Below are 20123 nucleotides of genomic sequence, written 5' to 3' on the forward strand. Positions count from 1 at the left end.
CCTTTTTTACAAAAATTATTTTCACTTTGCTCTTGCATCCTAATATTAATTCATTTAAATTTGTTATGCAAGCATAGCAATTAACAGGTCGAACCCTACAAATATAAGCAAACGAATGAAGCAACAAGATACTGTAGATTACTTTTTAAAAGTTGTATGGCAAAACGTGTCTAACACTTATAATCAAATTGCTTCGGGTTTTGGTATCACACAGGCAATAGGCTATGTACTTATTAATATCGAAGCAGAAGGCACCGCTGTTTCGGCGTTAGCTGCATTATTAGGTGTAAAAGCAACCAGTTTATCGCGTATGCTTAATAACATGGAAGAACTTGGACTCATTTATAGAGAAACAGCCAGTGGCGATAAGCGCTCGGTAAAAGTTTTTTTAACTCCTTTTGGTATCGAAAAAAGAAAACTTGCTAGAAACGTAGTAATTTCTTTTAACGAATATTTGAACTTACATCTCAATGCGAAAGAGAAAGCACAACTGATTGAATCCTTAACTAAAGTGAACCAATTAACGTTGGCTTATGCTCAAAACGATAACAATGAACAACAACAATGATTTAAGTATAGAAAAATAATGTTGAAATCATTATAGCTTTTTAACCGCTGGAAAAATGAATTTACTAAAAAAACCAATAAATAAAGTTGCTGTATTAGGCTCGGGTATTATGGGCTCGCGCATTGCCTGTCACTTCGCAAATATTGGCGTTGAGGTTTTACTTTTAGATATTGCGCCAAAAGAGGGCGATAAAAACCAGATTGTAAATACAGCTTTACAAACCACGCTAAAAACCAATCCCTCTCCTATTTACAGCAAATCGTACGTGAATCGAATTACCACTGGTAATTTTGAAGACGACATGCCAAAAATTGCCAATTACGATTGGATTATCGAAGTTGTTATAGAAAATTTAGGCATCAAGCAAAAGGTTTTCGAGCAGGTAGAACAATTTCGCAAGCCAGGCACTTTAATCACTTCCAATACGTCGGGAATTCCAATTCACATGATGGGCGAAGGAAGAAGCGAAGATTTTAAAGCGCATTTTTGTGGAACTCACTTCTTTAATCCACCACGTTATTTACGCTTATTAGAAATAATTCCAACACCAGATACTAAGCCAGAATTGGTCGATTTCCTCATGCATTATGGCGATAAATTTTTAGGTAAAACGACCGTTTTATGTAAGGATACTCCTGCCTTTATTGCAAACCGAGTTGGGGTGTATTCGATTATGGCTTTACTCCATTTGGTAGAAAAAATGGATTTAACCGTAGAAGAAATTGATAAGTTTACTGGGCCAGCACTGGGCAGGCCAAAATCGGCCACTTTCCGTACTACAGACGTAGTAGGTCTAGACACCATGATCAAGGTTTCTAAAGGATTATTCGACAATTGTCCAGATGATAAAGCACACGATTTATTTCAACTTCCGGCATATGTGCAAAAAATGGAGGCCAATAATTGGCTGGGCGATAAAACGAAGCAGGGCTTTTACAAGAAAACGAAGTCTGCCGATGGCAAAACCGAAATCTTAGCACTCGATTTAAAAACACTAGAATATAAACCGCAGCAAAAAGTAAAATCGGCTACATTAGAGATCACTAAAACGATCGAAAATGTAAAAGATCGGATGAAAATTTTTGCAGCCGGAAAAGATAAAGCCGGTGAATTATTTAGAGCGTCGTTCTTTGGTTTGTTCGAATATGTTTCAGATCGCATACCAGAAATAGCTGATGAATTATATCGTATAGACGATGCGATGCGGGCAGGTTTTGGATGGGACCTCGGTCCGTTCGAAGTATGGGATGCTGTAGGTTTAAGCGAAGCCATAGAAGGCATGAATAAATACGGTAACACACCAGCAGCTTGGGTAACCGAAATGCTAGCCGCCGGAAATACAAGTTTTTACAAAGTAGAAGATGGGGTTAAAAAGTATTATGATATTCCTTCAAAAAGCTATAAAGTAATTCCTGGTACCGACAATTTTATCATACTCGATAACTTAAGAGCAAATAAAGTGCTTTGGAAGAATTCGGGAGCTTCTATTATCGACCTTGGCGATGGCATTCTAAATGTAGAGTTTCATTCGAAAATGAATACCATTGGGGGCGATACGCTTAGCGCCATAAACAAGGCTATCGATATGGCCGAAAAAGATTATCGTGGTGTTGTAATTGGAAATGATGGAGCAAACTTCTCGGCAGGCGCTAATGTGGGCATGATTTTTATGATGGCTGTTGAGCAAGAATGGGAAGAATTAAATATGGCCGTAAGGATGTTTCAGAATACCTCCATGCGCATCCGTTACTCATCTATTCCTGTTGTGGTAGCGCCACATAATTTAACATTGGGTGGTGGGTGTGAATTTAGTTTACATGCCGATTTTGTACAGCTAAATGCCGAAACCTATATGGGCTTGGTCGAATTTGGTGTGGGTGTAATCCCAGGTGGTGGAGGTTCTAAAGAGTTTGCCTTACGCGCATCAGACGAGTACAAGGCCGATCAAATTGTGCAAAATACGATGAAAGACCGTTTTTTAACGATAGGCATGGCAAAAGTATCGACATCTGCGGTTGAAGCCTTTGAGTTGGGTTATCTCCAAAAAGATAAGTATGCCATCTCGATGAATAGAAATCGTCTAATTGCGGATGCCAAAGCAAAAGCAATTGAATTGGCTGATGCCGGATATACTAAACCCATTCAACGAAAAGACATTAAAGTGTTGGGCAAGCAAGGTTTAGGCATTGTATATGCAGGTGCTAACACCATGTATTCGGGTCAATACATTTCAGAACACGATAAAAAAATCTCCGAAAAATTAGGATGGGTGATGTGCGGAGGTGATTTATCGTCCCCAACAGAAGTAACCGAGCAATATTTATTGGATTTGGAGCGAGAAGCATTTTTATCGCTCTGCGGGGAAAGGAAAACTCTTGAAAGAATACAATCAATAGTTACAAAGGGAAAACCGTTAAGGAATTAGGAGAAGGTATTGAGATGTGAGGTGTGAGATTGGTGCAGATAGCATGATTCAGCGCTTAAAAGGCAATAACCACTAAATTAAATAGAGAAGATGAATAAACTTACGGAGATAAAAATTTGGAACGAGGCTATCGATTTAACAGTGGATGTTTACAAAGCAACTGCAAGATTTCCAGTCAATGCGCGTTTTGGATTAACTAGCCAATCACGAAGGGCAGCAGTATCAATATCCTTAATGTCTTACCTCACAAATCTATTAAAAGTTAACACGATTTGTTTTGTGTGAGCGAGCTTGTCTCAAATCTCATATCTCAAATCTCAAATCTAATAAAATGGAAGCATACATAATAGCAGGGTTAAGAACAGCAGTTGGCAAAGCCCCTCGTGGCGTATTTCGTTTTACTCGTGCAGACGAACTCGCTGCCAATGTTATACGCGAATTGGTTGCCTCAGTACCTAATCTCGATAAAGAACAGATCGATGATGTGATTGTTGGTAATGCTACGCCAGAAGCCGAGCAAGGCTTAAATATTGCACGTATGATAAGCCTAATGGGTCTCGATACCGACAAGGTACCGGGTGTAACCATTAATCGCTATTGTGCATCGGGTTTAGACACTATCGCTACTGCTGTCGCTAAAATTAAAGCAGGCATGGCCGAGTGCATCGTAGCTGGAGGGGTAGAAATTATGTCGGGTATGCCATTTGGCGGATGGAAACTTGTACCAAACCCCGAAGTTGCCAAAACAAATCCCGATTGGTATTGGGGCATGGGTTTAACCGCCGAAGCGGTGGCTAAAGAATATAACGTAAACCGCGAAGATCAGGATGAATTCTCGTATCGTTCGCATCTAAAAGCAGTTGAAGCCATAAAAAACGGTCATTTAAAAGCTGGTGTATTACCCATTACGGTAACCGAAACCTATTTAGATGCGAATATGAAAAAACAAACGCGTTCGTATGTAGTAGACACTGATGAAGGACCAAGAGCCGATACCACATTAGAGAAATTAGCGAAGCTTAAACCCGTATTTGCATTGAATGGAAGCGTTACTGCAGGGAATGCATCGCAAACTTCAGACGGAGCGGCTTTTGTGTTAGTCGTATCTGAAAAGAAAATGAAAGAATTAGGTGCTGAACCTATTGCCCGTTTAGTAAGCTACGGTGTTGCCGGTGTTCCGCCTCGTATAATGGGTATTGGCCCGATAGAAGCCATTCCAAAAGCCTTAAATCAAGCAGGATTAAAACAAGAAGATATGGATTTAATCGAGCTAAATGAAGCTTTTGCTTCACAGTCGCTCGCCATCATTAGAACTTTAGGCCTAGACCAAAGCAAAATTAACGTAAATGGAGGGGCGATTGCACTCGGTCATCCACTCGGATGTACTGGCGCAAAATTATCAGTTCAACTTTTTAATGAGTTAAAACGACAAAATAAAAAATACGGAATGGTAACGATGTGCGTGGGAACAGGACAAGGAGCCGCAGGGGTTTTTGAGGTGTATTAGCGCCTAGCGAAAAATTAAATTAAAAAAATTAACACGATTTGAGTTAGGTTCTTTAGCAGGTCTCACATCTCATATCTAAAATCTAAAAAATGGAAACTACAGACAAAAAATCAATCAAAGGAGGAGAATTCCTAATTACAGAAACATCCTATCAAGACGTTTTTATCCCTGAAGAATTTGATGAAGAGCAGCAGATGATTGCGCAAACTTGTCGCGATTTTTTAGCTGCAGAAATTCATCCCATATTGGATAGAATAGATAGTCAGGAAGAGGGCTTAATGCCTGCTTTAATGGATAAGGCCGGAGAACTGGGTATTTTAGGTGTTTCCATTCCCGAAGCTTACGGCGGTTTTGGGAAGAACTTTAATACATCGATGTTAGTAGCCGATGTATGCGGGGCGGGTCACTCTTTTGCGGTTGCCTTATCGGCACATACAGGTATTGGCACACTTCCCATCCTTTATTATGGAAATGAAGAGCAAAAAGCTAAATATATCCCTAAACTCGGAACGGGCGAATGGAAGGCTTCGTATTGCTTAACAGAGCCAAATTCGGGCTCAGATGCGAATTCTGGCAAAACAAAAGCTAAGCTCAGTGCAGATGGCAAGTATTATGTAATCAACGGACAAAAAATGTGGATTACCAATGGGGGATTTGCCGATATTTTTATTGTTTTTGCGAAGATAGACGACGATAAAAACTTAACTGCTTTTATTGTTGAGAAAAATTTTGGGGGCATCACCATGAATCCTGAAGAACATAAAATGGGAATTAAAGGCTCATCTACTCGTCAGGTTTTCTTTAACGATTGTAATGTACCCATAGAAAATATGCTTTCTGATAGAGAAAATGGATTTAAGATTGCCGTAAACATTCTAAATATTGGTAGAATTAAATTAGCAGCAGCAGCTGTTGGCGGATCGAAAGAAGTATTGAGTCTCGCGGTTAACTACTCGAACGAGCGTATTCAATTCGACCGTCAGATTTCTAAATATGGCGCTATACGGTTTAAAATCGCCGAAATGGCCGCTAAAATCTATGCGGTTGAGGCTGCGAATTATAGAGCGGGACAAAACATCGACGATGCATACGATTCGTTAGTTGCCGGCGGAATGGATGCGAGTAAGGCAAAGTTAAAATCGACAGAACAGTTTGCGGTAGAATGTGCGATTTTAAAAGTTTGGGGGTCTGAAGTTTTAGATTATACGGTAGATGAAGGTGTTCAGATTTATGGCGGCATGGGCTTTAGTGCCGATGCACCTATGGACAGATCGTATCGCGATGCGCGTATTAACCGAATTTTCGAAGGCACGAACGAAATTAACCGCCTATTAACAGTTGATATGATGTTAAAGCGCGCGATGAAAGGAGAGCTAGATTTGATGACACCAGCAACGGCAGTGGCTGCCGAATTAATGTCGATTCCCGATTTCGGTGAAGAAGATACTACCTTGTTTGCGGCAGAAAAGAAAATCATCGCCAACTTAAAAAAAGCAACGCTAATGGTAGCTGGTGCCGCTGTACAAAAACTGATGATGAGCCTTTCAAAAGAGCAAGAAATTTTAATGAACATTGCCGACATGGCAAGCTATGTATATGTAGCCGAATCGGCTATGCTTAGAACCGAGAAATTGGTGAGTTTGCGAGGCGAAGATGCATGTAAAGGTCAGCTCGACCTGATGCGTATCTATTTTGTTGAGGCAGTAGACGGTTTGCAAAAAGCAGGAAAAGAAGCATTATGGGCATTTGCCGAGGGCGATGAACAACGCATGATGTTAGTGGGCTTGCGAAGATTTACCAAAATGGAACCTTTTAATGTGAAACAAGCACGCCAAAATGTAGCCCAGGAGATTATTGCAGCGAATAGGTATTGTTTTTAGAGAAGATTTAGTACTCACTACTCCCTTCCCAACTGTTAAAATTGGTTAAATATTGTGCTATCCACAATAAAAGCTTATTTTTGTGCAATTATGTTAAAAACGAAGATTTTATTAGTGCTTTTTTTAGCCTTGGGAGCTTTCTCATCGTGTAAAAAAGAAGAATACGACCAAGAGAAACAATTAGCGGTAGACGATGCTTTAATTAAAGATTTTATTGCCAAAAACAGTATTGTTGCGGTTAAACATAGCTCAGGAGTATATTATCAAATCATTGCTCCGGGTAGTGGCAATATAAGTTATTCAGGTGCCACCCAAGTTACCGTTAACTACGAAGGAAAATTATTAAATGGATCGGTATTCGACAAATCTACGTCGGCAGTAACGTTTTCGTTAGGTGCTTTAATACCAGGATGGCAAATCGGTATCCCCCTCATTCAAAAAGGTGGAAAAATCCGATTACTTATTCCTTCTACTTTAGCTTACATGAATCAGTCGCGCGTAGGTATTCCAGAAAACTCCGTTTTAGACTTCACTATCGAACTAATTAATGCACAATAGTATGCAGATCCATAAAAAAAGCAAAAAATATATCGTTGCATTAGTCGCTATACTCTTTACCTTAAGTTCTTGCGAGAAAACCTACGAAAGTATCGAAAGTATCGATGATGCGAAAATTAAAGATTATATCCAGAAAAACAACATTCCTGCCGTTAAAGACCCAAGTGGTTTTTATTATCAAGTATTAGATCAGGGTACAGGCGGCGCATTATTAAATAAAGATTCCGTTTTTTATACTTCAACGGTTAAGTCTTTAACTGGCACGTCTTACTATAGCCCCTCAGCTTATACTAACGATGCGAATTATTTAGGCTATGTTAATCCTGCAGCCTACAGAACCGCCATGTTATCCATTAATAGAGGAGGGAAAGTGCGGGTAATTGTACCTTCTTATTTAGCGTTTGGTAAAAACGGGCAAGACAACATTCCGCCCAATGAAGTAGTGGTTGCCGAGATTTCTGTTTACCCACAAACCGCACAATGGCAGGTAGACGATAAACACATTACTGATTTTATCGCTGCTAAGGGATTAACTGGCTTCACAAAACACCCTTCGAGAGTTTATCAAAGTGTAAGTGTTGCAGGAACAGGACCTTCAATTAAATCTTTCTCGACCATCACGGTTAAGTACACTGGTAGATTATTAAATGGCACTATTTTCGACCAATCGGGCACTACCGACTTAGTAAGTTCACTAAGTGATTTAGTTCCTGGATGGATAAAATCATTACCGGGCATTACCAAAGGCTCTAAACTTAGACTTTTGATCCCATCAGATTTAGGTTATGGAAAAGCAGGAAATGGAATAATTCCAGGAAATGCTATTCTTGATTTTGATATCGAAATTGTAGATGTTGTAGATTAAGGCACCAAAGCCTTTTTATACACTTTTAATACCCTGTCTCGTGCAAATGCATGATCAACAATGGGCATTGGCAATATAGGTAAGCTATATTCTGGTGCCCATTTTAGTACATATTGCATTTTAGGATCAAACTTTTTTAACTGTAATTCTGGGTTAAACACTCTAAAATAGGGTGCAGCATCATTGCCCGAACCGCATGCCCATTGCCAGCCTCCTACATTGCTTGCTTGGTCGTAATCTAATAGCTTCTCTGCAAAATAAGCTTCGCCCCAACGCCAGTCGATCAGTAAGTGCTTACACAAAAAGCTAGCCACCACCATGCGTACTCTATTGTGCATAAAACCGGTTTCATTTAACTGTCGCATGCCTGCATCAACAATTGGGTAGCCTGTTTTTCCTGCGCACCATGCGGCAAATTCCTTTTCATTATTTCTCCAAATAATGTTATCATAAGCAGGCTTAAAGGAGTTCGTAGCACTATGCGGGAAATGCCATAAAATCATCATGTAAAATTCGCGCCAGGCTAATTCAGAGAGCCATTTATTGGCTTTTTGTTTTTGCGCTTCTCGTACCACTTTTCTAATACTTACCGTTCCAAACCGAAGGTGCACTCCAATGCGTGTGGTGGCATCAATTGCGGGGTAATCTCGTTCTTTATCGTAATTTTTCAGTTTTGATTCAAAATTGAGGCTTGGTATCTTCTGTGGTGATTGTTCAAAGCCTATTTCTTTTAAGCTTGGGAAAGGAAGCTTTTTGGTTTGCAGCAAATTGGTGAAATATTTTTCTGTGGGGTAGGATTTGGTGTAAAAATCTGTCAGCTTTTTTAACCAAATGTTATAATACGGTGTAAACACCGTATAGGGTTTTCCGTCGGCTTTAATTACTTCGTTTTTTTCGAAAATTACTTGATCTTTAAAGGTGTTGAAGTTGATGGATTCGCTGCGTAAGAATTCTTGTAGCCCATCGTCTCGCTTTCTTGCATAAGGTTCGTAGTCGTGGTTAGCATAAACTGCTTTTATATTGTATTCTTTTAGAATAACAGGCCAAATTTCTTCGGGTGTTCCGTATTTTATTAATAGTGAGGAGCCTTTTTTTTGAAGGTCTGAGTTTATCTTGGCTAGCTGTTGATGGATGAAAGTTACCCGTACATCTGTTTTATTAGCCAGTTTATGGAGAATGTTTTCGTCGAAAATGAAGAGAATGAGTACGGGGTATTGGCTCTTTAGGGCGTGGTATAAAGCGGCGTTATCTTCGAGGCGGAGATCGCGGCGCAGCCAGCAAATGGAGATTGGGTTCATGGTATAAATTTACGAAAATTTAAAGGCTGTGGGTTTGAAAATTTATAATCTGATTTTAATCCATAATGAATAATTACCATATTTTCTGTACACCGCGATTCTCATCAATCAAAATGAGAAATGGATAACTGTTGTCGTATGATAAACGTATATTTCTAGATAAAAACGGATAATGTCTGTTTTAGAAAAAGCCTAAAATAACTATTAATTTACTGTTATAATTCTGAGTTCTGGGCAGAAAGTAAAAAATTATAGTGCATACATTTTTCGCATATAAAGTTGTAGAGATTTCTTAGTGAGAAAGAAAGCAATCCGAAAATTAAAATTAAACACTTATACGAGTAATCTTGAAACTTATAGATTATAATAGTAGTTCTTAATCCGTTGACTCATTAATTTTCTACGGGCCAATAGAAAAGGAGTGTAATCGTTATGTTCTTTTGTCATCACATCTATAGGAATGTCATTTTGTTTTAAATTTTCAGCTAAGTCAACTTGATCATCTATAGTACCCAGTAAAACTGAACCATTTTCAATTTGCTCTTTAATTTTAGAAAAGTACGATATAGGCGAGAAATCCTGTATTTTAATATTTGTACTCTGCTCAGTAAATACATAATTAGCCACTTGGTTATAATCCTTTTGAACGTATCCATTTTTCTCTAAATATTTTTTCGGAAAAATGTGATGCTCATCACCTCTATTCTCTATTAATGTTTTTATAGTCATTGATTTCGACAGAAATGCCCTTGTTGCTTGCAAACATTGTGCTGCCAAATATAAATTGTAACCATTATTTCCTTTTGATGAGGATTCTAACTCATTTACCAATCCAAACTCAAAGTAACTCTCACTTAGAATTGATGTCTCAATATTATCTAAAACACCTTCAATTCCTTTTTCATTAATTTGCTTAATGTCGTTATCTATCCAAGATTCTGCAGAACCTGAATACCGTCCAACCAGTAACGAAAATGCCAACCATCGTTTAACATATTTATGAATTAAAGCATCACTATAACCCTTTTCCTTAAGTTTTAAGAATAGTGCATAAGAAAAGTTTAAACTATTTTTAGAAACGATTAACTTGCTTTTTATAAACCCAGCAGATTCCACAATCATTAAAAATCGCTGATAATTGGTTTTATTAAAGAAGGCTAATAAACCCTTTTCAAGTTTCTCATAACTTTCTATAACGATACTTTCTTCATTTGTTCTCAGCTCGAAATTTCTACCAGATAGCAATGCAACCAAATCAGAAAACTTACCTCTATTAAATTGATAAATTAGCGAAACTCTCAACACGTCTAAATAATCAGGAATATAAAGACTATCATGGCTGTCTTTCATCCATTGCACAGTCTGGTAATATACGTGCTGTGAAAATTCCTTATCATTGTCAATTACATGTTTGTGAAAAGACTTATCAACTACCAAACGACAAAAATAATCGATCATACGCCGCATCATATTCCCTTTGTGGTTTTCGTCTGAGGCAATTTTAGACATTACAAAATCTGCATTGCTTAGCTTAACGCCTTTTTGATTAATACGTATAAAAATCTCTGTAACTAAATCAATATCAAGTAAAGCATCTAATTCGATAATACCAATCTGCTGATTACTTATTTTCTTTAAGGATTCTAGTTTCCCTTCTACTTCATCTTCGTTAGCTTCAGTATTTATTTCCATATATGCTCTACGGGCCGATGAAATACTTTGTGTACCTGATAATATTGGACTAATATCATTAATCCATTCACTATTGTTTTCAATAGCTTTATTTAACACCTCAAACTTATTTTCGAAAGGATGGTAGGCAATCCGTATACTTACTTCCTTATACTCATCATTTAAAACCCTTTGCCCTATTACAGCAGCAGTTAAAGCAGTAATCCGTTGTTGTCCATCTATTAAAATCTTCTTTCCTGCAGATAAAGTCCCATCTTTTAATCTAACGTCGGTATTCTTCCAAGTGATAATATAACCAACAGGAAATCCTTTATATAATGAATCAATAAGATCTCTAACTTTTGCTGCTTTCCAAACAAAAGGCCGTTGAATTTCGGGGATAGCAATTTCTCCAGCTCTAATCCAACTTAATATTGTTTCTACTGGCTGTTGTAATACTGTATATTTTGATGACATATTAATTAAAAAATTAGATTTGAGGAATTAACTATTGCTTCATATTGAGATTTTCTATTAATGAGTAATTTTATTACTGAAAATCTGGTTGTTCTAAAATAGCAATAATTTAATTCTAAAAATTTTGTTAAAATTTATTTCATTTGTTAGGCTTTCTCCAATTCCATGGTGCAATAGGATTAGATCCTTGCCAAAGTCCTACTTTATTCTTTCTAGCTTCTATTTCCAATTTCGCATAGATGGGGTCCTTTGAATACCTTTTAAAATGCCATGCCATGCCTCGCTTTATCATTTCCTGATTTACAACTTGCTTTTTAGCATTTATAATAACAGCTATCAATCTGCCATAGCGATCAGCATTCTGTGGGTAAATAGTTATCTGCTGACCAAAGCACAAATCTGATAGTGCATTTTTAGCATTGCTGTTATAAGGTTGTGAACTTCCTTTTTCTGGACAGTCTATGTGAGCTAAACGAATTTTAATAGATTTATTTTTATACAAGATCTCCATTGTATCGCCATCAATAATTCGGATTACTTTGGCAGTAAAAATTTGATTTTTTAAGGCTTGTTGAATTTTGGTTGCTGATTGGCCAAAAAGTGGATAGAGTAATAAAAACAGAATTAATTTTCCCATTTGCAGAGAGTTTTACCAGATTTTTTGGCTTTATCTAGCGTCGTTTTAACGGTTTTATAGCTACAGTTGCTTAATCCACGGCAGTCAGATTTAAGATGGTACTTTTTGGCACCAGGACTATCGCAGAGGTAAACGGTAGTTGGAGTGCAAAAAAAGTGATTAAGAAAGATGAGGAGAAAGATGGATTTCATGGCGAATGAAGCTGCGCATTTTAAATTCAAACGAACTAAAGGTAATATCTAATATCTAAATAGCTCTTGTGTTTTCCTACACTTATCACACTCCCAATACCACACATAACTATTACTGCTAAAATACGATAATCCTTTCCTACAAAAGGTATGCTCGGTTGGTTTTCTACAGTTCGGGCATTCTCTTATTTCTTGACGCCCAATTTTTTTATTGAACTCATCAACTTTTTCTCTAGACATAATCAACAATTTATTTAGGTTAAACATTAGTTTATTAATTCTTCTTGTTTTTCTGGAAATAGTATGGACACAATTAAAGAGAGTACTAAAACCCCACCAACAATACCCAACGATATTGGAGAGGAAATATGAATCCATGGAGCAATTATCATTTTTAATCCAATAAATGCCAAAATAATGGATAGTCCATAAGGTAATTTGCTGAACATGTGAATGAAATTCGACAATAAGAAGTACATTGAACGTAAGCCAAGAATTGCAAAAATATTAGACGTGTATAGTACAAATGGATCTTTTGAAATCGCAAAAATTGCAGGAATAGAGTCAACCGCAAATAGCACATCAGTGAATTCGATAACAGCTACTACAATTAATAATGGGGTTGCTATTCTTTTTCCATTTTGTATGGCAAAGAACTTACTCCCATCGTAGTTATCGCTTACCTTGTATAGTCTTTTTACTAGTTTTGAGCCTGCAGAATTACTAAAATCTTGATCTCCTTCATCATCACCTCCTCCCCAAGATTTGATGCCAGCATAAATAAGAAATAAGCCGAATAAAGTTAGTACGATATTGATCTCAACAGCTTTCCCAAATAAGTTAAATATTGGCAAATAAGTAAGGTTTATTATTCCTAAACCAGCAAAAATAAATATTGCTCTAAAGAGTAGTGCACCCAAAATTCCCCAGAATAATACCTTGTGGTGTAGTTCTCTCGAAACCTTGAAAAATGAAAACACCAATATAAATACGAAGAGATTATCAATAGATAAAGCCTTTTCAATCCAATAGGCAGCTTGAAACTGGGTAAATTTTTCAATAGCTAAATCGTGGCTGCTAGCATCTTGATTAAACACCGAGTATACCACGCCTGAAAACATCATCGCTAGAGAAATCCAAACAATTGTCCAAACAGTAGCCTCTTTTGACGATACTACATGACTTTTTTTGTTAAATACACCAAGGTCTAACATTAACATGAAGATTACTATTATTGCAAACCCGATCACTAAGCCAGGATGTAACTGCAGCATACTTTGTTCCATTTTCTTTTAAATTATTGATTAGTAATAGTGATATATAAAAGTCTTCCCCCTTCTTCATTTGAAAGCAAAATTTTCTTTTCATTAGTTAGTTCGACCATTGAATTAGGGGGAATGTCTTTTTGATCTGTGAGGTCTTTCATTCCATTTAAAGTTTGATTAACCAAAACCCATTTGTTTTTGTAATAGGTAAAATAACCTACGGGCTTTTTGTCTTCTGCAGTTAAACTTTCATTCCTAATAACTTTTCTGGAAACATGCCATTTGAAAAGATATTGATTGTGATAAACCATTAAGCGATGATTTTCGGGCTTCCAAATATCATCCTTGAATTTGAAATACAAGTCGATAACAGGTAAGCTCCCCTTATGAGGAGTTCCGCAAAAAGGACATTTAGGTTTAGCCGTATTATCGAAGACATACCACTTTTCGTCACAATTAGAATTACTGCAGGGTTGAATTAAATCGACTGTCTTTAATAATGCTGTCTCCCATTCGTTAGCGATAGGCCTTAATATAGGGTTATGTAGCCCATCGATAAAAGCTCTTTTGAATAAATCGGATAAATATGGGCCTGTAATGGCATAGGGAATTTTTTCCGGATTCCCCCAAAATGTATCCCATTTTCGTAATTGATCTATTTTTACCCGATTGGTTTTATCTGTGGGATGTTCTACAAAAATTGCTTTCTCACCCATTGACAACAGGTCGTCCTTTTCTGTGTCTAAATCCCATATTTTTCCACCACCTAATGGATGTCTGCGTAACAGATACATATAGATGAGTACCGCAAGCGCATGTAAATCAGTTTTTTGATTTGGTAAAATACGATTAGTGTCGGTGATTTTGAGATGTTTAGTTTTTAAAACTTCTGGGGCGATAAAATTAGGCGTTCCAATCACTTCTGGCGGGAATAAACCTGGTACAACCAAACCGTCTAGATCAATAATATTGGCTGATTTTGTAACAGGATCTACTAAAACATTATTATATGACAAATCGGAATGCGCCAGACCCATCTGGTGCATTTTTTTTACACCTCTACAAATATTAATGGCGATTTGAAAATAACTTAACCAATCGCCCAGTTCAGACTGATCTAGAGAGAGTGGATATTGCTTGTTTCTGAAAGAAGGTGTAGTAAACCATTTTCCAACCTTTTCACCACCCTTTATGTTATTAGCCCCGCTATAACCTTTGGCAAAGAAAAACTTAGAATTGTAGATGGGCACAATAACTGCAGATTTGCCATTTTTTTCAATTGCATCATATGGCCATCTATAAATATCATCTAAAAAATAATCGGAAGCATTTCCTTTCTTGATATTATCAAGGTATAGCGTAACTATTCTTTTAATTCTTTCCTTCTGGTTAAAATCTAACTTTTCTCTAAAAAAAGCAACAACATATTTTCTATTTGGAGCAAAATAAACATCCTTTACACCTCCTTGTTTTGGATTGCCATCATCTACGTATTCATAAGACCTTGAAGGGTCGATAACAGAATAAACTTTAATTATATTCATTGATTTAATAAATTATAGCTAAAGTTCTGTCATCGTGGTTGCCTTTGCTCCAGAAATTCATCCATTTCAACAGCTGCTCTTGAATATCTTCATCATTTTCAAAGTCTACTTTTATCTTGTCTTCATTTTTGCCATTTAAATCCTGAATAAATGCTTTCCAAGTCTCTAAATCTTCCAATTTATTCTCCGTTTCAAATTTTGGGTCGTAAATACCGTCGGTCATTAAAAAAAGTTTGGAAAAATCCGAAAGTTTATGGATGCCAAAACGAGTGCCCATATTAGGACTGCTAAAAACTTCTGGCATGGTGATAAATCGTGTTCCTCCGCCAAATTCACCAATGTCTAATGTATTTAGTAGTTTAACCTCGTCAAAGTCTTTAGTAATGATATTAATTGGACAATCGCCCACACCGAAAGTTAGCATAACATAGCCAAAATCAAACTTTTTAACCAACGCGAAAATTAAAGTCGTATTGAGATCCTTTAAATTGATTGCTTCTTGCTTCGCAAAATCAATCAATTGGGTATGAAGAATGCGAACATTCTTGTAAAGGATATTCACAATGGATGATTTGGTTTTTATGCTTTGTTCTTCTATTGCAAGTTTTTCTATTTCCGTTGGGTTATCATCTGCATTTGGAACTTCTTGAACATTTTTCTTTTCTGCATAAAAATTGGTTGCTAAATTAGATAGACTTTGTAAAATTTCTTCGTTATTGAAACTTTCGACAATAAATTCGGTTGCAATTCTTGAACCTTGTCTCGCGTATTTTGCAGAACCTGCACCGTCTGCCACGGCTACAATTGTCCAATCATCCCATAATTTTTGCACTTTAAAATCGTCATCTCTAAATAATCCATCGTGTGCATGCGAACGACCTCTTTGCGAAGCCACAACAATTTTTTTATCCAAGAAATGACCATGATAAGTTTCATGATCTTCTTTAGCATATTTTAAATTTTTATCGCTTGCTTTGTCTTTCCACAAATCTTTAGGATCGGCATTAACGATAAAAGGCACAGTTTTTATATCTGTACTTTGTTTTTCATCAGTTTTACTATAAAAAACAAGATCCAAATTAACTGTATTGGCAACAGTAGGAGTTCCAAAAATTTGATTGGTTTCGGGATCAAATTGCAGTCCTACAATGTCAAGATTTTTGATTTCCTTAATGGCAATATTGGGAAACTCTTGTAAGTCGAAAGTAAAATCGTATTCTTTTTTTGCATTTGCATTTGCAATTACGATATGCTTTTCTTTAAATTCTTCTTTATTTTTGTAAATCATGAAAATTTCAATTATTTGATTTTTAATACTCACAATTGACTTTGCTAATTCGGCTATTTTTGCATTATCGACCAGTTTGGTAATTGTTTGATTAACCAACTTATTTGGTTCAATGTTATTTTCTGATAATATTTGTTTTAAAAATGCTTCCATATTAGCCTAAAGTCCTATTGATATCGAAATTACCTTCACCGCTTCCATAAAATCCTGTTTTTCCACACCAAGGGCATGTATTTTCTCCATCTCCCGAGATGCAATGAATACCCCCACAAATACAAGTTGCAATTGCGAAAGGATTTCCGCAGCAGGGACAGTTCGGATTTCCATAAAGTTCTTCGGAAGATATTTTTAAAGTAAAAACTCTTTCATTGGAAAGCGCCTGGTATGCATTTTCGTCTATTTTATAAGCTCCACGTGATCTGTACACACGGGTTTGCAATTCCAATATTTCTGAATTTTCTACTGATTTATTGAATTTGGCTAAATAGAGTTTATTTGTCTGAGCACATTTCCCATTTAAGACAACAAAATTATCGTCGGGGATTTGATATGATTTTGATAAATCAATTTTCTCAAGAAGATCCGAATTTGCCTTGTTTAAATTGATGCCATCAAAATTGGTATGATTGATGTTTTCACTTGTAGCTTTGACCGAAGCGGTTATCCATTTAAAAAATTCTTTGTACGAGTTAGCATTGGTATTGTTAAATAGTAAAACTTGGTCTGATAATTTTCCTAAAAGGTTATAATTTGTATTATTCCCAATGGAAATAATCACAAGATTAGATTTACCTCTGTAGGTTGCATTCCATCGGTCAATTTCTTGATCAGCATTATCTGTTGGAATACCATCGGTAAATAAAAATATAATTGGTTTCCAATCACCTTTTCTTTCATAAGTGGTTTTGACAATATCATTATCAATCGACTTCATCAATTGGATCAATCCGCTGGACAGGGAAGTACCACTTCCTATAGGGAATTTTGGAGGATAAAAAGCAATAATATCTTCTAGTGGTGTAATTACTTTGCTTTTCCCAGCAAACCCAATGATCGAAACCCATACTGTTTCTAAGGCATAAGGATCGGTTTTTAATTCTTTTACAATGGATGCAATTCCATTTTCAACTTGCTCTATAGGCTCTCCTATCATTGATTCTGATATATCAATTAGGAAATAGATTGGTAGTCTTCTCATAGTTCAACTTTATACGATTATATTTAACTCAGCGGGTGGTGGGGGCAACGTTATGGTTTCTCCAGTTCCTTGAGATTTGCTCCCCATTTCAATTGAAGTACTAACCCATCTAAAAAAAGTGGTTAATGTATTTGCATCGGTTGCATCAAGTTTAACCACATGATCGGTTAGTTCTTGTAAAAAAGTAATTTCTGCTTTAGGCCCTGCTGCACAACCAACTATAATTCCAAAATCTAAAGATTTAATTTTTGGAATATATGCTCTATATTTCTGTATATCTGATGGCTTCCCGTCTGTAAAAATGAAAAGCAAGGGCTTCCAGTCCCCCTTTTTTTCTGCAGAGCCTTTTATCAATTCGTTGTTCACAAGCAGGTAAACCATTTCTAATGCTGCTCCAGTATGAGTAGGACCACTTTCAGGACATTCGATTTCTACCGGTTGAAAATCTGCCAAGTCAGTTAATGGACCAATGTTTTTTACATCTTTATCGAAAGTAATCACACTAATGTGTAAAGAATCCATTGCTTGTGGGTCGGTTCTCAGCATGTTAAGCAATCCATTAAAGCCATTGTTTAAGGCTTGAATTGGTTCGCCATGCATCGACCCCGAAGTATCCAAAAGAAAATAAGCTAATAGTCTTCTATTCATGCCTAAAAAATGATTAAGGGTAGTTTTATCATAATTTAATAGTTGTTGTGGTTTATGCCTTCTCACTAGACAAAGGAAAGTCATCAGGAAATAAATTCATCATCTTTAGCAACTCGCTTGACTTAACTTCCCTCATATCAAATGTCTCTTTTGTAAGATCTTTTTGTTTAATTAAAAAATATTTATTCAGACCGATTAGTATTACCTTTCGTGGTTTTGGATTTCCCTTTTTGAGTTCACTAATTTGTATTTGATAATCACCTTCAGACTCACCGAACAAAAAGATTAAGAGGAAATATTGCTGATCGCCTCTTTGATCTTTTGTTGACGGTATTAAGTTTTTTTTTATTTTCCCGGATAGTAACTCTATTGCCCTTCCTAAATATCTTTTTTCTGTAGTTGGAAATATTCGGTGCAGTTTTACTTTATCTAATTCTTGTAAGCCAAGAATACATTTAGGAACTTTACTGCCAAATTCAATTAATGAGATCTGCAGAGCTTCAAGAAAAAAAGGATCGGATTTAGCTTCTTTGATTAATAAGTTTATAAAATCATTTACCTGTTGGATAGGCTGACCAATCGTAGATGAAGAATTATCTACTAAAATAAACAATGGCTGCCGTCTCATTACTGTATATGATTCATTAGTTTATTCCAACGTAAAGCCTCTGAAACACTATTGTTATTTGTTCTTAGACGCCACAAACGTTTAAAATTTATCCTATATGCATTGTTGCTTGTAACTACATAAAGAAATATTTGCTTGATGATTGCTTCTTGAGCTCCAAATAAATTATCTGAAGTAGCCGCACCAATTGCTGCACCACCTAAAGTTAGATTGGTATTTTTTCCACTAATTAATCTTCCTGTTAATGCTCCAACTAAGATTTTAGGTACTGAAATTGTTCGTTTTGTTTTTCCTTCAAATATTTCTACTTCACACTTTCTGATATGGGTGATGTAGTATAGATCTACAGTGCTTTTAAATATCCGGAAAAACGCAATTTTCTTTTGTGAGGAGTCAAAACATATTGCCCAAGCAAGATCTCCGCTTATATAAGTGTCGGTAACATTAAAATTTACTTTTAACAATTTATTACAAACCAATCTAGCAATCATCTTTTTCCCGAAGAAATAGAAGATAATTAAACTAACAATGAGCCCCCATATGAAGAATGATCCGTTCAATTTGAGTTTTTTTAGTTTAGCAGCGAAGCAAGATTTGCTGGGAATTCTTTTACTTTACTTTTCAACCTTAGCAGGAGATTTTTTTCTATGGAATCGATCTGACCATCACCTTTAATTTTGTTGTAAAGCCATTCTGCTTCGGATGCGTCAATTTCACCTGCCGAATTTCCATCTTCCAACAAATAACTTGAAATGGCTTTGATGAACAATGTTTCCCAGCTTGCATGATTACCCTTACCTGAAACTGCATTGTTCAATTCAAAAAGAAGCTCTGCTTCTTCACTATCAATTTTGCCATCAGCAAATAATACTGATTCTAGTTCTTTTACTTCTGTGGCATCAATTATTCCGTCGGCAAGTAATTCTGTTTTTAATTGTTGTAAACTTTTCATTTTTTTGCTGAATTTATTGTGAGATTTTATTTTTTACTGGATAGCCCTTTTAAGATTAAACTTAAAATTGAAGCACCGATTTTCCTTTCCATTCCTTGTTTGGTAGTGGGGATTCCTAGTCGGTGTGCAAAACGTTGCTTTAAACCTGTAATCCCTAATGCTCTTTTCCAAGAAAATGAAAAGCCGAAATTTCTCATATTACTTTTTGTTGAGGCTATTTCTTTTGTAAACCATTATAACCTTCATGAATTTGGCAGAGATATCCAGTGCCTTTACACTTAAGACATGATGCCCCATTCTGCTTGCCAGAACTACAACACTCTGGGCACTTGATTAAAGGGGTTTGACATTTAGTACAGTATTTATTGTCCATAATTAGTTATCTCTTATTTTACCCTCGCCATTACAGCGTTTACACTTTTCACCTTTTGAATCTGTTCCCTTGCCTCCGCAAGATTGACAGGTAATGATTTTTGGTTTTTCCGGCTGTGCCGGTGGTCTTTCAAATGGATTGCTCATGATC

General features: G+C 36.3%; 20 protein-coding genes. 7 read left to right on the top strand and 13 right to left on the bottom strand.

Translation table 11 applies throughout. The features are described from left to right. Window positions 1–115 precede the first annotated feature (115 nt). The 7 genes from WG904_RS02570 (at window position 116) to WG904_RS02600 (ending at window position 7803) form a co-directional block, all read left to right on the top strand. Window positions 116–568 (top strand): MarR family winged helix-turn-helix transcriptional regulator, encoded by a 453-nt coding sequence (locus WG904_RS02570; RefSeq protein WP_339577714.1) that lies wholly within the window; start codon window positions 116–118, stop codon window positions 566–568. A gap of 55 nt (window positions 569–623) precedes the next feature. Further along, on the top strand, window positions 624–2993 hold the full coding sequence (locus WG904_RS02575; RefSeq protein ID WP_339577715.1) for a 3-hydroxyacyl-CoA dehydrogenase/enoyl-CoA hydratase family protein: 2370 nt from the start codon (window positions 624–626) through the stop codon (window positions 2991–2993). A gap of 90 nt (window positions 2994–3083) precedes the next feature. Continuing rightward, window positions 3084–3278 (top strand): four helix bundle protein, encoded by a 195-nt coding sequence (locus WG904_RS02580; RefSeq protein ID WP_339577716.1) that lies wholly within the window; start codon window positions 3084–3086, stop codon window positions 3276–3278. A gap of 46 nt (window positions 3279–3324) precedes the next feature. Next, the gene (locus WG904_RS02585) at window positions 3325–4500 is read left to right on the top strand and encodes an acetyl-CoA C-acyltransferase (protein ID WP_339577717.1); all 1176 of its coding nucleotides are present in this window, start codon (window positions 3325–3327) and stop codon (window positions 4498–4500) included. An 89-nt stretch (window positions 4501–4589) separates the two neighbouring features. Beyond that, complete coding sequence (locus WG904_RS02590; protein WP_339577718.1) at window positions 4590–6380, top strand: acyl-CoA dehydrogenase FadE; 1791 nt, start codon at window positions 4590–4592, stop codon at window positions 6378–6380. Window positions 6381–6470: 90 nt separating this feature from the next. Beyond that, a complete protein-coding gene (locus WG904_RS02595) occupies window positions 6471–6938 on the top strand; it encodes an FKBP-type peptidyl-prolyl cis-trans isomerase (RefSeq protein ID WP_339577719.1) in 468 nt (155 codons plus the stop codon). Window position 6939: 1 nt separating this feature from the next. Continuing rightward, window positions 6940–7803, top strand: a complete 864-nt coding sequence (locus WG904_RS02600; protein WP_339577720.1) for an FKBP-type peptidyl-prolyl cis-trans isomerase — start codon at window positions 6940–6942, stop codon at window positions 7801–7803. Here the strand turns inward: WG904_RS02600 and WG904_RS02605 are convergent. The 13 genes from WG904_RS02605 to WG904_RS02665 form a co-directional block, all read right to left on the bottom strand. After that, window positions 7800–9101 carry a cryptochrome/photolyase family protein gene (locus tag WG904_RS02605; protein ID WP_339577721.1) on the bottom strand — a complete coding sequence of 434 codons (1302 nt, stop codon included), beginning with the start codon at window positions 9099–9101 and terminating at the stop codon, window positions 7800–7802. The two genes, WG904_RS02600 and WG904_RS02605, sit on opposite strands and share 4 nt — an antisense overlap. Window positions 9102–9455: 354 nt before the next feature. Next, window positions 9456–11249 (bottom strand): GmrSD restriction endonuclease domain-containing protein, encoded by a 1794-nt coding sequence (locus WG904_RS02610; RefSeq protein ID WP_339577722.1) that lies wholly within the window; start codon window positions 11247–11249, stop codon window positions 9456–9458. A 139-nt stretch (window positions 11250–11388) separates the two neighbouring features. After that, window positions 11389–11886 carry a thermonuclease family protein gene (locus WG904_RS02615; protein ID WP_339577723.1) on the bottom strand — a complete coding sequence of 166 codons (498 nt, stop codon included), beginning with the start codon at window positions 11884–11886 and terminating at the stop codon, window positions 11389–11391. Window positions 11887–12343: 457 nt separating this feature from the next. After that, window positions 12344–13363 (bottom strand): TerC/Alx family metal homeostasis membrane protein, encoded by a 1020-nt coding sequence (locus WG904_RS02620; RefSeq protein WP_339577724.1) that lies wholly within the window; start codon window positions 13361–13363, stop codon window positions 12344–12346. Window positions 13364–13374: 11 nt separating this feature from the next. Beyond that, the gene (locus tag WG904_RS02625; protein WP_339577725.1) at window positions 13375–14886 is read right to left on the bottom strand and encodes a helix-hairpin-helix domain-containing protein; all 1512 of its coding nucleotides are present in this window, start codon (window positions 14884–14886) and stop codon (window positions 13375–13377) included. A gap of 4 nt (window positions 14887–14890) precedes the next feature. After that, complete coding sequence (locus WG904_RS02630) at window positions 14891–16327, bottom strand: PP2C family serine/threonine-protein phosphatase (protein ID WP_339577726.1); 1437 nt, start codon at window positions 16325–16327, stop codon at window positions 14891–14893. A gap of 1 nt (window position 16328) precedes the next feature. Beyond that, on the bottom strand, window positions 16329–17372 hold the full coding sequence (locus WG904_RS02635) for a TerY-C metal binding domain-containing protein (RefSeq protein WP_339577727.1): 1044 nt from the start codon (window positions 17370–17372) through the stop codon (window positions 16329–16331). A gap of 9 nt (window positions 17373–17381) precedes the next feature. After that, window positions 17382–18020, bottom strand: coding sequence for a vWA domain-containing protein (locus WG904_RS02640; RefSeq protein ID WP_339577728.1), 639 nt, complete (start codon window positions 18018–18020; stop codon window positions 17382–17384). Window positions 18021–18072: 52 nt separating this feature from the next. After that, a complete protein-coding gene (locus WG904_RS02645) occupies window positions 18073–18648 on the bottom strand; it encodes a VWA domain-containing protein (protein ID WP_339577729.1) in 576 nt (191 codons plus the stop codon). Continuing rightward, entirely contained in the window at window positions 18648–19139 is a 492-nt protein-coding gene (locus tag WG904_RS02650) for a hypothetical protein (protein ID WP_339577730.1), read from the bottom strand. The genes WG904_RS02645 and WG904_RS02650 overlap by 1 nt, the downstream gene beginning before the upstream one ends. Before the next feature lie 80 nt (window positions 19140–19219). Continuing rightward, window positions 19220–19600, bottom strand: coding sequence for a hypothetical protein (locus WG904_RS02655; protein WP_339577731.1), 381 nt, complete (start codon window positions 19598–19600; stop codon window positions 19220–19222). 26 nt (window positions 19601–19626) lie between these two features. Further along, entirely contained in the window at window positions 19627–19797 is a 171-nt protein-coding gene (locus tag WG904_RS02660; protein ID WP_339577732.1) for a hypothetical protein, read from the bottom strand. A 178-nt stretch (window positions 19798–19975) separates the two neighbouring features. Then, the gene (locus tag WG904_RS02665) at window positions 19976–20119 is read right to left on the bottom strand and encodes a hypothetical protein (protein WP_339577733.1); all 144 of its coding nucleotides are present in this window, start codon (window positions 20117–20119) and stop codon (window positions 19976–19978) included. Between the last annotated feature and the right edge of the window lie 4 nt (window positions 20120–20123).

Origin of the sequence: Pedobacter anseongensis (genome assembly GCF_037482965.1) — a bacterium.
Classification (GTDB): Bacteria; Bacteroidota; Bacteroidia; order Sphingobacteriales; family Sphingobacteriaceae; genus Pedobacter; species Pedobacter anseongensis.